General features: G+C 62.9%; 17 protein-coding genes. 16 read left to right on the top strand and 1 reads right to left on the bottom strand.

Annotation, left to right across the window (positions count from 1 at the left end):
• Positions 1-112: 112 nt before the first annotated feature.
• The 14 genes from GQ651_RS08810 (at position 113) to GQ651_RS08745 (ending at position 9,770) form a co-directional block, all read left to right on the top strand.
• Positions 113-475, top strand: coding sequence for a hypothetical protein (locus tag GQ651_RS08810; RefSeq protein WP_160763793.1), 363 nt, complete (start codon positions 113-115; stop codon positions 473-475).
• 14 nt (positions 476-489) lie between these two features.
• Positions 490-975, top strand: coding sequence for a hypothetical protein (locus GQ651_RS08805; protein ID WP_160763792.1), 486 nt, complete (start codon positions 490-492; stop codon positions 973-975).
• On the top strand, positions 956-2,254 hold the full coding sequence (locus tag GQ651_RS08800; protein ID WP_160763791.1) for an AMP-binding protein: 1,299 nt from the start codon (positions 956-958) through the stop codon (positions 2,252-2,254). The genes GQ651_RS08805 and GQ651_RS08800 overlap by 20 nt, the downstream gene beginning before the upstream one ends.
• A gap of 127 nt (positions 2,255-2,381) precedes the next feature.
• Positions 2,382-3,329, top strand: coding sequence for an AAA family ATPase (locus GQ651_RS08795; protein ID WP_160763790.1), 948 nt, complete (start codon positions 2,382-2,384; stop codon positions 3,327-3,329).
• The gene (locus tag GQ651_RS08790) at positions 3,329-3,580 is read left to right on the top strand and encodes a hypothetical protein (protein WP_160763789.1); all 252 of its coding nucleotides are present in this window, start codon (positions 3,329-3,331) and stop codon (positions 3,578-3,580) included. Before GQ651_RS08795 ends, GQ651_RS08790 begins: the two co-directional genes overlap by 1 nt.
• Before the next feature lies 1 nt (position 3,581).
• Positions 3,582-3,890, top strand: coding sequence for a gas vesicle protein GvpO (gene gvpO / locus GQ651_RS08785; protein WP_160763788.1), 309 nt, complete (start codon positions 3,582-3,584; stop codon positions 3,888-3,890).
• Entirely contained in the window at positions 3,887-4,204 is a 318-nt protein-coding gene (locus GQ651_RS19115) for a gas vesicle protein (RefSeq protein ID WP_227258009.1), read from the top strand. The genes gvpO and GQ651_RS19115 overlap by 4 nt, the downstream gene beginning before the upstream one ends.
• Complete coding sequence (locus GQ651_RS08775) at positions 4,204-4,776, top strand: Hsp20/alpha crystallin family protein (protein ID WP_160763787.1); 573 nt, start codon at positions 4,204-4,206, stop codon at positions 4,774-4,776. The genes GQ651_RS19115 and GQ651_RS08775 overlap by 1 nt, the downstream gene beginning before the upstream one ends.
• Positions 4,773-5,543 (top strand): GvpL/GvpF family gas vesicle protein, encoded by a 771-nt coding sequence (locus tag GQ651_RS08770; protein ID WP_160763786.1) that lies wholly within the window; start codon positions 4,773-4,775, stop codon positions 5,541-5,543. Before GQ651_RS08775 ends, GQ651_RS08770 begins: the two co-directional genes overlap by 4 nt.
• On the top strand, positions 5,543-5,788 hold the full coding sequence (locus GQ651_RS08765) for a gas vesicle protein GvpG (RefSeq protein ID WP_160763785.1): 246 nt from the start codon (positions 5,543-5,545) through the stop codon (positions 5,786-5,788). The genes GQ651_RS08770 and GQ651_RS08765 overlap by 1 nt, the downstream gene beginning before the upstream one ends.
• Positions 5,785-7,896, top strand: a complete 2,112-nt coding sequence (locus tag GQ651_RS08760) for an AAA family ATPase (protein WP_160763784.1) — start codon at positions 5,785-5,787, stop codon at positions 7,894-7,896. The genes GQ651_RS08765 and GQ651_RS08760 overlap by 4 nt, the downstream gene beginning before the upstream one ends.
• Positions 7,893-8,825 carry a GvpL/GvpF family gas vesicle protein gene (locus GQ651_RS08755; RefSeq protein ID WP_160763783.1) on the top strand — a complete coding sequence of 311 codons (933 nt, stop codon included), beginning with the start codon at positions 7,893-7,895 and terminating at the stop codon, positions 8,823-8,825. Before GQ651_RS08760 ends, GQ651_RS08755 begins: the two co-directional genes overlap by 4 nt.
• Positions 8,822-9,553, top strand: a complete 732-nt coding sequence (locus tag GQ651_RS08750) for a GvpL/GvpF family gas vesicle protein (RefSeq protein ID WP_160763782.1) — start codon at positions 8,822-8,824, stop codon at positions 9,551-9,553. The genes GQ651_RS08755 and GQ651_RS08750 overlap by 4 nt, the downstream gene beginning before the upstream one ends.
• Positions 9,546-9,770, top strand: coding sequence for a gas vesicle protein (locus tag GQ651_RS08745; protein ID WP_160763781.1), 225 nt, complete (start codon positions 9,546-9,548; stop codon positions 9,768-9,770). Before GQ651_RS08750 ends, GQ651_RS08745 begins: the two co-directional genes overlap by 8 nt.
• A 107-nt stretch (positions 9,771-9,877) precedes the next feature.
• On the opposite strand, the gene GQ651_RS08740 is transcribed toward GQ651_RS08745, so the two are convergent.
• Positions 9,878-10,303 (bottom strand): hypothetical protein, encoded by a 426-nt coding sequence (locus tag GQ651_RS08740; protein ID WP_160763780.1) that lies wholly within the window; start codon positions 10,301-10,303, stop codon positions 9,878-9,880.
• Positions 10,304-10,370: 67 nt separating this feature from the next.
• Between GQ651_RS08740 and GQ651_RS08735 the strand changes: the two genes are divergently transcribed.
• Together GQ651_RS08735 and GQ651_RS08730 are read left to right on the top strand one after the other, a co-directional pair.
• Positions 10,371-10,712: a gas vesicle protein K gene (locus GQ651_RS08735; RefSeq protein ID WP_160763779.1), complete on the top strand. Its 342-nt coding sequence runs from the start codon at positions 10,371-10,373 to the stop codon at positions 10,710-10,712.
• A gap of 107 nt (positions 10,713-10,819) precedes the next feature.
• Positions 10,820-12,139: a hypothetical protein gene (locus GQ651_RS08730; RefSeq protein WP_160763778.1), complete on the top strand. Its 1,320-nt coding sequence runs from the start codon at positions 10,820-10,822 to the stop codon at positions 12,137-12,139.
• The last annotated feature ends 98 nt before the right edge of the window (positions 12,140-12,237 follow it).

The raw sequence follows: 12,237 nt of genomic DNA, 5'->3' as shown, positions 1-12,237 counted from the left end.
CAACTCGTCGGGTACGCCGTCCGATGGTGGTTGGCGCGAAGGCCGTCAGAGCCGGCCCGTCTACGAGAGGCGTAGGCTTCGCGTGGATGGCCATCCCCCGTTTCGGGACGATATGAGCGAGATTTTGGTGGTCCGTGTCGGCGGTCCGCCCGTTGCCGAAACTGTTTCGGCGGCTGGGGAAGCAGGCACGGAGACGCTCTCGATCATGTTGACGGCTGATGGGCATTGCGTTGCGCATTTTGCTGCTGAACCACCCGTGGGTGCACCGGCAAGACCAACCTATCGTCTCGCGCGGATCGAGGTCGGGGCAGATGTCTCAGCGCTTGTCCGTGAGGGCCACAGAGATCTCGAAGCGGTGATGACGACAAATATTGGTCCGGATAGTGCGAAAGCGCATGAGCATCCGGTCCAGCTCCTCAAACAAACCTCCGCGACCATGGAGAAAACGATCGCTCCATACGTCGCATCGTTGTGAAAAAAGGTGAACCCATGTCCTATGCACTTGAAGACACCAATAAAGATCATCCGGGTGCCGGCGGCGTCGCTCCCTCGAATATCGGGCAGCCCAACGGATATCGCATTTCGCGGTCTGGCGCCCGTCCGCTCAAGTTCAACGGGTCCGAACTTGCGATGGCGATGAGCTTCACTCCCGAAATTCCCTATTGGTATGAAATCAACCTCTACCGCACGACGGAGTCTGACTTTGTCGCCGCTGTTAGGCTCTTCCACCAATCGGAAGACAAGCTCGACACGGTCGAGGCGTGGCGCTGCAAGTCGCTGGATGAAGCGCTGACCAGTCTTGAGCATTATGATGCAGCGAATGACGTCGAAGTGACGCTGATCGCACCGGGTAAGGATATGGCCGCCTCGGAAGTCGCCGCCGCTTCATTGGAACTGCACGCGCGCATTCATGCAAAACGACAACACTACCGCGGCCTGGTCGGAGAAATTCTCCATGAGCTCGACGCAGGTTGACCGGTCGCAATTAAGTAGTTTGTCGCCATCCTTGGCAAATGGGGACGCCGAACGCTTGGCGTCTCCGAAAAACTTTGCTCTTGGCCGTGAGCATTCCGACCGTCTCTTGAGGCATCTCATCCTTGACGACATCCAGTCGAGCGGCGGGAAAGGACCTCTTTGGTTTCAGGCCGCCAAGGCGCTGTTTCGACCAGACGGCGGCGCGTCAGATGCGAAGGACGTGGTTATCGGCGAAGACGGTGTGGGTCTGGACAGCCTCGCGAGGCTCTCTGCAGCGTCCGCGGTGTCGCGTTTTTTCGATCTCGGTTCAGCCGGACTGGATGACTATCTCCTTCTTGAGCCTAGTCTCGACGGCTGGTGCGGTCTCGTTTTGAAGCGCCTGAAAGAAGCATCGGGTTCACCTGTTCTCGTTTTCCAGACCTCAGGCAGCACTGACAGTCCGAAAATGGTCACGAAGCCGGTTTCGGAGATGTTCATCGAGGGAACGGCTTTGGGTTCCGTCGGCGTCATGAGGGAGGTGAAGCGCATCGTGTCGCTCGCGGCACCGACACATGTCTTCGGATTCATTTTCTCGGTGATCATGGCAGAGATCAGGACCGTTCCTGTGATCGATTGCGCCCTGCGCTCTCCGATATCGGTCATGAAAGGGCTCCGACCTGGCGATGTGCTCGTCGCGACGCCGTTCCAGTGGAAGTTTCTGATGGAAACCGGAGTTTCCTTCCCGAACGGTGTCGGCGGGGTCTCGTCTGGCGCGGCCTTGCCGGAGCAGACTTGGAACGACTGTTCCAATGCTGGTCTCGCGACGATGACGGAGGTCTTCGGGTCCACAGAAACGGGCGGGCTCGGGTATCGGACTGCGCCTGACTCTCCTTTTGCGTTTCTGCCCCATCTGGATGTCTCGGCGGAGACGCTGAGCTATGCCGGTTCAGGCGTGCCCGTCCCTTTACAAGACGAACTGGAACGTATCGGCGAAGATGGCTTTACGCCAAAGGGAAGACTTGACCACGCGGTGCAGGTGGCCGGCGTAAACGTCTCCTTGAGCCGTGTGGCTGACACGCTCCGCCAGTGTGACCTGGTGGCAGATGCCGCTGTGCGCGTCTCGGGGGCACGCCTTAAGGCCTATGTGGTACCTGCAGATCCATTGATGCCGGACGAGCAAATCATGTCGGCGCTACATGCCCATGCGACCCGTCTTCTTGAGCCAGTCGCGCGGCCGATCGCATTTTCTATTGGTGCCAAGCTGCCGCTGAACGAGATGGGTAAGCTGTCCGACTGGTAGCGAGTCAAACAGGACGCCGCGGTCCGGATTTCTGGCCGTCATGGATCGATATCGGAGTTCACTTAAGAACTTATCAACCAGAATCGTGCGAAATCCGACGTGTCGACCGATAGAAAGTGAAGCGCCCGTGTCTGTGATCCCCCGCATCCCACCTGTCGATGTCGCCGAATTCGGACCGGCTTTTTCCTCCATTGCGACCCGCAAACCCGGCACGTTTTGCGACACCGCTGAAGTTCAGGACATTATCGGACGCGGCAGGCGCTGCCTCGATGCTGGTGTCGCTGTCCATCTCTCCGGCCCGGCCGGAATCGGGAAGACAGCCCTTGCCATTCGGATGGCGGCTGAGATCGGCCGCCCGATGGCATTGCTGACAGGGCATGAGGGGCTATCTTCCAAGGATTTTGTCGGCCAGGAGATCGGTCATTCGGAATCGGTGGTGGTAGACAAGTATATTCAAAGCGTAAGGCGAAAGCAGACGCAGCGTCGCGTCGACTGGCGTGACGCCATGCTGGCCGAGGCGATGCGCGAAGGCCATACACTTATCTACGATGAGTTTACGCGCGCCTCGCCACAGGCCAATGTGGTGCTTCTTTCAGTACTGGAGGAAGGACTGCTCGTCTCCGGTGGCGGGCAGAGCGGACATTCCTATGTCCGCGCCCATCCCGATTTCCGTATCATCCTGACTTCTAACCCGTCTGACTATGTTGCCGTGAATGCGGCGCCTGATGCTTTGCTCGACCGTATGGTGACATTCCGGCTCGATGGATACTCTCCGGAAACGGAGGCTGAGATCCTGCGCGCCACAACCGGGATCGACGCCAAACTGGCGCGGCGCATCGTCGCCATTGTGCGCCATATACGCGCCGAGCATGACGAGGCACTGCTGCCGTCCATGCGCACGTCCATCCTGATCGGACGCATCATTGCTCATGCCGCGCTGACCGATACGCTGGACGAAGAGCGGTTCCGAGTGGTTGTCTCGGACGTGATCCGCGGTCGTGCGCCTGACATCGCGCCCGACACCGTTGTACGGGCTGTCGCCCAATCAACGGTTCCACAGCCGAAGGACGCCTGATGCGCAGACCGGCACCCAATAACCCGCCCCAAGTCCACAAGTCCTATGCCACCGGCGCGCTGACACCGCAGGAGGCGGCGTCGCGGCTTGCGCGGTTGGAATTCGACATTGCGCGGTTGGAACGGGAAATCGCCAATTCCGAAGGTCGCGCGCATCGAGCGCGGCGCCAGCTCGCCAAACAGCATGACGATCGGTTCACGCTTCTGGACGTTATCGCGCGCGCTCCATCGGCCCTGAAAAAGAAGAAGTGACATGGAACATAGTCCGCCGGACACTTTCCTTTCCAGCCGCGGCGGTACCCGCCCGGGCTGGAAAGAGGCAATCGCAATCGCCCGACGCTCGGTATCTGGCATCACCGATCAGCCGATCGACGCGGTCTCGCATTGTCAGCGTAAGGAAAACGGCGACTGGAATGTCGTGATAGATGTCATCGATAGCCCCGCACGCATGGGGGACAATGATCTTCTGGCCGCATTCGAAGTGCATCTCGATGAGACCGGAGAGGTGATTTTCTGTTCGCGGACAAGGCGCTACCGACGAGAGGACCGGGAGGCGTCATGAGCCTCGACATGCAAAGCTCGGTCGGTGCCGACGGTCTGGCCGATGTGCTGGAGCGCATCCTCGACAAGGGGGTCGTGATCGCGGGTGATGTCGCGGTCTCGCTCGTCGGAATCGAACTTCTGACGATCCGTCTCAGACTGTTGATTGCGACGGTCGACAAGGCGCGCGAGATCGGGATCGACTGGTGGGAAAACGATCCGATGCTCAGTTCCCGCGCCCGTGGCCTCGAGACCGAAAACCGGGACCTGCTGGAACGTGTGGCGCTTCTCGAAGACCGGCTGGCTGGCCTGAAAGACAGGGACGGAGCAAACTGATGGCAGATCGTGAAAAAAGGCGAACCGACGCGGACCCGGTTTCGGATATTCGCGCAGGATTTGACGGCATCCTGAGCGCGCTGGGCGAGGCGCTATCGGACATAAGTAGTCGTATCGAGAACGGGAATACGGGCGAAGTCCACCGCAGCTTCGACATGGATACGGCCAAGGGGCCGCTCCGCGCCGAGGCGGGCGTGAGGGTGCGTTTCGCCGGACAGGAGATCGGTTCGACTGCGCCGCGACGCAGGGCGCCGACGACGCCCGTGAACGCCCCCAGGCCCGCGACGCGGGATGACACACCCCTCAGCGAAGCGCCGGTTCGCAAGATGGACCACGACATCGTCGAGGACGATGAGACGTGGCGCCTGACCGCCGACATTCCCGGCGTCGGCCGCGAGGACCTTGTGCTCGACCTGGTTGAGAACACTCTGATCATTACCACCACAGGCACGCGGCGCTTTCGCGGAGAAGCGTCCCTGCCGCCAGGCATCGCTCTGGACGACATCACGGTGAGCCTGAGAAATGGCATTCTGGAACTGTCGTGTCCGCATGGCGGCGAGGCGGGCGGATGATCTACCTCTACGGGCTTCTCGAACCGGGGGATGCCGAGGCCGGACGCATCGTTCTGACCGACGTCGCCGGGGTGACCGGTGCTGTATCGGTCAGCGCGTGCGGCGGTCTGGCCCTGATCTACGGTCCCCATGACGGAGAGGACATTCTTCCGCGCCGGCGCCTGCTTCTGGCCCATGCGAAGGTGCTCGAGCTGGCGATGCAGGCGGGCCCCGTGCTTCCGATGCGCTTCGGAATGAGTTCGCCGTCGCTGGACGAGGTCGAGAGGCTTGTGATCCAAAGCCGCGACGCGGTTCGCGAGGCGTTTGACCGGGTCCGCGGCCATGTCGAGATCGGCGTTCGGGTGTCCACCTCGGAGGAGGACGCGCTCAAGGCAGCCATTTCGGCCTCGCCGCAACTGGCCGCCGCGCATGCACGATTGTCAGACGGCCAGGCCGATCACTTTGCAAAAGTCGATTTCGGCCGGGCGCTGGGAGAACAGGTCGGACGTCGGCGCCAGGCTGCGCAGAAGAGGCTTCTGACCGAATTGAAGCCGTTCGTCGCATCGCATGTGCTTAAGGCGCCGGAAACTGATTTCGAAGTTCTTCGGGCCGAATTCCTGATCGCAGAGGACAGCCTCGATTCGTTCACTTCAGCACTGGAAGCGGCCGCCTCGGGCTTGGAGTTCGGCAATGGCACAGACGGCGCGGCGCAGATCGTGGGGCCCGGACCTGCCTTCCATTTCGTCAATATCTCTCTTGCCGGCGAAGCCGCCGGGAAGGCTGCCTGATGGGGTTGCTGACACGGCTTCTTGCGGTTCCCGTCTCGGGGCCTGTTCACGGCAGTCTGTGGATTGCGCGCAAAATCCACGAGGCCGCCGAGCAGCAATTGACTGACCCCGGCGCGATCCGCCGAGAACTGCAACAGCTCGAGGCCGCGCTGCTGGCCGGTCAGATCAGTGAGGAAGCATATGACGAGGCCGAAGAGGTTCTTCTGAACCGGTTGCGCGAGGCCCGGTCCGGGGCGGGCAGGTGAGCTTTCACGAAGTAACCCTGCGCGCGGCACCAGAGGCCGACGCGGGCCGGGCGGTCATTCGTCTCCCGTCAGACATGATGGCGGCGCTTGCCATTTCGCCGGGCGACGCCGTGGCCGTGCGGGGCAAGGCGCTGACCCACTGCCGCGCGGTGCGCGCAGCTTCAGGCGGCGACGCGGTCGAACTGGACCCGGCGGCGCTGGAGCGGATCGGTGCCTCGGACACCGGGCGCGCGGAGATTGCGGTCGCCGCTCTGCCGACGGCGAACAGCGTGCTTCTGACGCTGGACGGAGCAGAAATCAGGGTCCGGCCAGCGGACCTTTCCGAAAGCCTGTTCGACCTGCCGCTGACCCTCGGCGACCGCCTGATGGTACCGTCCGGCATGGGGCAAAGCGTGCCGGTTGTCGTGACAGAGATCACGCCCGGTCCGGCGGCCATCTTTTCCGCAAAGACGATCCTGTCCGTTGGGGGGCAGCCTGCGCCGGCCCCTGTTTTCGAGGGGATCGGTGGCCTCGAAGAACAGATCGCCCGCGTTCAGGAGATGGTCGCAACGCCGCTCGCGCGGCCCGAGCTTTTCGAACGGTTGGGAGTGCCGCCCCCCCGGGGCATTCTGTTCACAGGACCGCCGGGGTCCGGAAAGACGCTTCTGGCACGCGCCGTGGCCGCGCGCACCTCGGCAGCCTTCTTTCACATCAACGCACCCGAGATCGTGTCGAAACACTATGGCGACAGCGAAGCGGCGCTGCGTCAGGTCTTCGACGCCGCTGCCCGCAAATCCCCGGCGATCATCTTTATAGACGAGATTGATGCCGTCGCACCACGGCGCGACGCGCTTTCGGGTGAGAAACAGGTCGAACGTCGCGTCGTCGCACAGCTTCTGACATTGCTCGACGGGTTGTCTGATCGGGGCCGGATCGTGGTCATGGCGGCAACGAACCTGCCTGACTCCATCGATCCGGCACTGCGCCGACCGGGCAGGTTGGAGCGCGAAGTGGTGTTCCGCCCACCCAACCGAGCGGAACGAAGGGACATTCTGTCGGTCCATTTGGGGCAGGCCCCCCTGGACGCGGGTGTCGATCTGGACGCGATAGCCGAAGCAAGCCACGGCTATGTCGGTGCGGATCTCGCAGCCCTCGCACGCGAGGCCGCTCTTGCGGCGCTTGCCCGCTCGGTCAGGGCGGCAGGGGGTGAGGATATGGTCAGCGCAGACGACCTCGTTGTCTCCGCCGCCGATCTCGAGACGGGATTGGCCCTGACGCGCCCGGCAATCCTGCGCGATACCGTGGTCGACAGCCCGACGGTGCGCTGGTCGGACATCGGTGGTCTGGACGACGTGAAGGCGGCTCTGGAAGAGGCCGTCGTCTGGCCGATCCGGCACAAGGACAGTTTTCGCAGTCTCCGCGTTCCTGCCGCACGTGGTGTCATTTTGGCGGGGCCGCCGGGAAGCGGGAAAACCCTCTTGGCGCGCGGGCTTGCCGGTGAAAGCGGATTGAATTTCGTCGGAGTGCGTCCAACGCGCATCCTGTCGCAGTTTCTTGGCGAGGCCGAGCGTGCCGTAGCAGAACTTTTTGCCAAGGCCCGGCAGGCGGCGCCTGCGATCCTCTTCTTCGATGAATTCGACGCTCTTGCCCGGCGACGCACCGGGCAGGATGCTGTGCTCGACCGGATCGTGGGGCAGCTTCTGGTCGAGATGGACGGTCTCAGTCCAAACGACGACGTCGTCGTTCTGGCCGCCACGAACCGCCCGAATGCCATTGATCCGGCCCTTCTTCGGCCGGGGCGGATCGACCACGTGCTCACCGTGCCCTTGCCCGACGCGGCGGCGAGGAGGGCAATTCTGGACGTGCATTTCCAGTCGCGATCCGTTGAAGAAGGCGTCGATCTCTCTGCACTGGTCGGGGCGACCGACGGGTTCTCGGGCGCCGATCTGGCCAGCCTCGCACAGTCCGCTGCACGGCAGGCGCTGCGGCGGCACCTTTCGGGCAGCGACTTGGCGGCCGCACCAGCAATCGGCGCGGCGGATATCGACGCCGCGCTGGTCGCACTCAGGCGGCGTGCGTCGGATGTCGCCGTCGATCACTTGCGCCAGGTCACGGAGGCCATGCGATGAGACGCGAACTGCTGGCGATCCTTCCCGGTCATCCCGACCTGCCTCCACTGGGTGATTGCGGGGTCGTTCAGGACCATGGGTTCACGGCCATCCACGTGCCACCGACGCCCCTCTGGATCCGGGGCAAGATGCTTCGCCAGCGCCGACTGGAGGAGGCCCCGGCGCGCCAGAAACTGCTCGAAGGACTGATGCCCTCCGGGACCGTCCTGCCATTCGCTCCGGGCAACGTCATCGAGATCGCGCAGATGCCGGACCTTCTGAACTGCAATCGTGATATGCTTGATGGTCTGGCAAGGCGCCTGTCGTCGGTGGTCCAGTATCAGGTCTCTGTCGGCTGGGACGCCCCCCGGGTTCTGGAGCGGTTTCGCGACGCACCCGAGATCGTACCGCTCTTTTCAGATGCGGCCGTCTCGGGCCCCGCACTATCGTCGGCTGTGACACGGTTGGCGCAAAGGTTGGGCCGTGAGATCAGCGCGCGCCTCGAAGGTGTCGCTCGCGAACTGGTCGAGCTGCCGTGCGGCGCGAATATGATTGCCAATGCCGCGGTTCTTGTCGGTACCTCGGAGGACGCCGGTCTCGACGCGGCACTTTCGGATATCGATGCGATCTGGACCGAAGGGTTCCGCATCCGGCAGGTTGGGCCGGGGCCGGCCGTCTCCTTCGCGACATTGCAGCTTCATCAGGTATCTGCGTCCGGCGTGGCCGCTGCATTCGAGCGGCTTGGCGTCAAGGCGCCCGGCACCCCGGATGGTGTGCGCGAGGCGAGGCAGGCATTGCTCCGTAAACCGGACTGTGATGCAGCGGCCATCCGCCACGCCGCCCGCATCGCGCTGGCGGCCGGCTCCACCGCCTCTTCCGGGCCGATTGCGCTGATCGACACATGGTCCGAAGGGGTCTCTGTCACGCCCGGGCTGGAGGCGGTGGCATGACGGCGCTTGTCCTGCACGGCATCCTGCCCAAGGACGCCCCCGAGCCTTCCGATGCGCCGCAGCACCTCAGGATCGAGCTTGATCGGATGGCGCTGATCGTCACTTCCGCCCAGAGCGATGCGATGTCAGCAGAACAGGAGCCAGGCATCGACGAGGTTCTGGCACATCACCAGTTGCTCTCGGCCTATGCCCTTCAGACGGACGTGCTTCCGGTCCGGTTCGGGACCGTTTTTTCGTCGGCCTCCGGAATGCTCGATGGCATCGCCACGGATGAAGAATGGTTCTGTCGCGGTATGGCGCGGCTGAGGGGCCGTGTGGAATTCGCGCTTTCCCTCGTTTGGGGCGGGGGCGCTCCCGCACATGCGCCATATGAGCCGTCGCCGCCCTCCGAAGACGGGCGCACATTCCTAACACGGAAACGCGCTGTTCGCGACGGTATCCGAAACCTCTCGGCCAGAAGGGACGCCTTCGCGCGCGGTTTTGCCGAGAGGATCGCGACAGTCACCAACGAGTTGCGACAGAGCCCGACGGGACAGAAAGATACGATTGCCTTCTTCGCGGTTCTTGTGGATCGCGACGACATCGCCCCCTTTGTTTCCACCGTAAGAGATCTGGCGGAGGACGCCGGCGCGCTCGGCCTGACCGTAAAGCTTAGAGGGCCGGGCCCGTGTTATTCCTTCGCGGACATCCGGGAGACTGAAGAGCGGGGCAGGGTATCCCATGGCTGAACGCCGCCCCCTCGACATGGTATTCGCCACGCCGGAAGACGCATTGTCCGCGCGCGACGAGCGGCTGGTCGACCTTGTGGATGGGCTTCTCGATCACGGCGTCGTGCTCCACGGAGAGGTCTGGCTGACCGTGGCGGGCATCGATCTTGTTTATCTTGGTCTGAGCGCCGTCCTGACCACGGCCGACAAAATCCAGGCTGGACCGGGGGCGGCATGACGACCCTGCTTGGATGGACCCGCTCGGGCGGGCGTTTGCCGCCTGGATGCCTGGCAAAGCGGATGGTGAACGGCAACCTCGTAGAAATCGTGGCGGTGTCAGAGCTTTCAGAGCTGCGCGCCCGTCTTGCGCTGCTTCAGAAATGTTTTCGCATCTCCGATGGCTTCCTTCCGGCCCCTCTCGGTCATGACGCCATGTGTACCGACAGGATGGCAGCAGCTTTCGAGCGTATCGGGGATTGCGGCCAGTTCAGTCTGCACCTGCATTTCGTCCGGTCCGACGAGGGCGCCGCTACCGCTCCTACGACAGGTCGCGGTTTTCTGCGCCACCGCCGCCAGAGTAATTCTGACGCCAGGAAAGCGCGAACCGTCGGGGCGGAGGTCCTGCGCGATATCTCTGAACGACTGAAGCCGCGCGGCCAGTCGCTCCGCCCGATTGGTACCGGATTCGCGATGGACCTCCTCTTCCCGCGCGGCCAGGAAGCATCCGTGCGTAATCTCTTTTCTTCCGGACAACTTGGCGTTGACATCCACTTGGGCCAGCTCGTTGCATCAGGTCTCTGGGCACCTGTCGGCTTTGCGGCTGAGGCGTTGGCACCCGATGGCTGAGCCGCTGACGTTTGACCTGGACAAGGGCGCCGCATCCCTCCGCACGGCGCTGTCGGCCGCCGCAGGGCCGGACGGCCGGGTCGAGATCGATCCCGAAACCATCGAACAGGACCTGGCGCGTCTGGTGCTCGGCCTCATGGAATTCATCCGTCAGCTCATGGAATTGCAGGCGATCCGTCGGGTCGATGCGGGCACGCTCACCGACGAGGAGGAAGAGAGGATCGGTCTTGCCCTGATGCGCTCCGAACAGGCGATCCGCGACGTGGCCGGGCAGTTTGGCCTCGATCCTGCCGACCTCTCTCTCGACCTCGGCCCGCTCGGCAAAACGATCTGAGGCGCATTAGCCGGTCCTTAAGCTCGCTGAGCTAGGAGATGCGCGACATGTGTGCGCGCCGCCTTCGGCAGGGCGCAGGCAAATTGGTGATCAGCAGGAGGATGAGGATGTCAGGCCAGGACGCCACCTCGGAATATATTGAATTCTTGCGCGGACATGACCGTATTACGCATGTGGTGTCGGCGCCGCCCGCGCATGCGATTTCGACGCTGGCTCTGACACAGCGGTGCCTTGCCAGCGGCATCGATTTTCCTGTTCCGCTGCCTGACGGGCGCGTTGCAATCAAGGTCGACGGGGACGTCCCGCGCGCCTTGGCGGCGCTGGATTTGGTCATCGAGCGGCTTGATGCCGGCGAGGGTCACGTCTCGGACGTCGAGGACGTGGACGATGACGGCGTCGCGCAGGATGACGAGCCTGTGAGCGAACTGGACTTTGAAGCCAGCTCGGACACCGACCTTACACCGGACCATGAGGGGATCGAGACCTCGGAAAACCACGACGATGCGACGGAGCACATGGTCGAAGATGGGGTCATCGATGGCGCTGTCCCCGTCCCGGACGAGGATGCTCCAGCGGGATCTGAGGAAAGCGACGCAGCTGCCGAGGTGAGTGACGATTCGCCGCCCATGTTCCTGCGCGGCGGTGGCGCGGTACCAGAAGACGCGGACGCCCCGGTCGAGGGTGTGGACGAGTTCGCCTTTGTTGTGGACAAGGACGAAGACACCGGATCTCAGATCGATGAGGCGCAGAGCGCAGAAAATCCGATGGATGCCGAGGCTAGCGATCATGCAGAAGCCGTTTCCGAAGATATGCCGAATGCCTCAGAGGTGTCTGATGGAATTGGGGCCGCGGATGAGCCTGATGACACTAACGGCGCAGCTCGCGAAAACGCGCGCCTCGACGGGCTTGCCGAACGATTGGAAGCGGTCGAGCGACTGATCGAAGGCGGAAGAGTGGCGCAGGAGACTGTTGCACAGCAACTCGAAGCGCTGACACAAATGGTCGACACCTTGTGCTCGCGACCGCTGCCGCGTCCGGATACATCCGAATTCAACCGTGGCATGGCGCGTGTCACCGCCGCACTGGCTCAGACCATGCGGCGTCTCGATACGGTCGTCGACAAAGCGGCGGATCAAGGCGCAGGCATGGATGCTGCACAGGTTTCGGAGGCGCTCGCGCGCGGGTTCACCTCGCTCGCGGAGGCGATCCGCGGGGCGATGGGCGCGGCGTCCTCGCCGTCCTCCGAGACGCGGTCGGAACTCTCGGTCATCGCGTCCATGCAAGAGACGATGAGCCACCAGCTCGCCAAACTGATCGAGGCTCAGCCGGCTCACAAGGCGCCTGAGCTGGAGGAATTTCTGCTGGATGTCAGACATGCGACGGCCGAGTTGCTGGCCGAGCAGGCCCGTCTGGCGAAGGCAGTCTAAATATCGGAAATTAAGAAGTTTTTAGGAACGAGTTCATCGCTTCTTAGAAATTGTCCGATATCCAGACGAAATCCCGGGCTGCTGGGGTTTCTTGCACT

Source organism: Kangsaoukella pontilimi (assembly GCF_009830125.1).
Classification (GTDB): Bacteria; Pseudomonadota; Alphaproteobacteria; order Rhodobacterales; family Rhodobacteraceae; genus Kangsaoukella; species Kangsaoukella pontilimi.
Note: the sequence above shows the minus strand (reverse complement) of the source record. Positions and strands in the feature narration are given on the sequence as shown.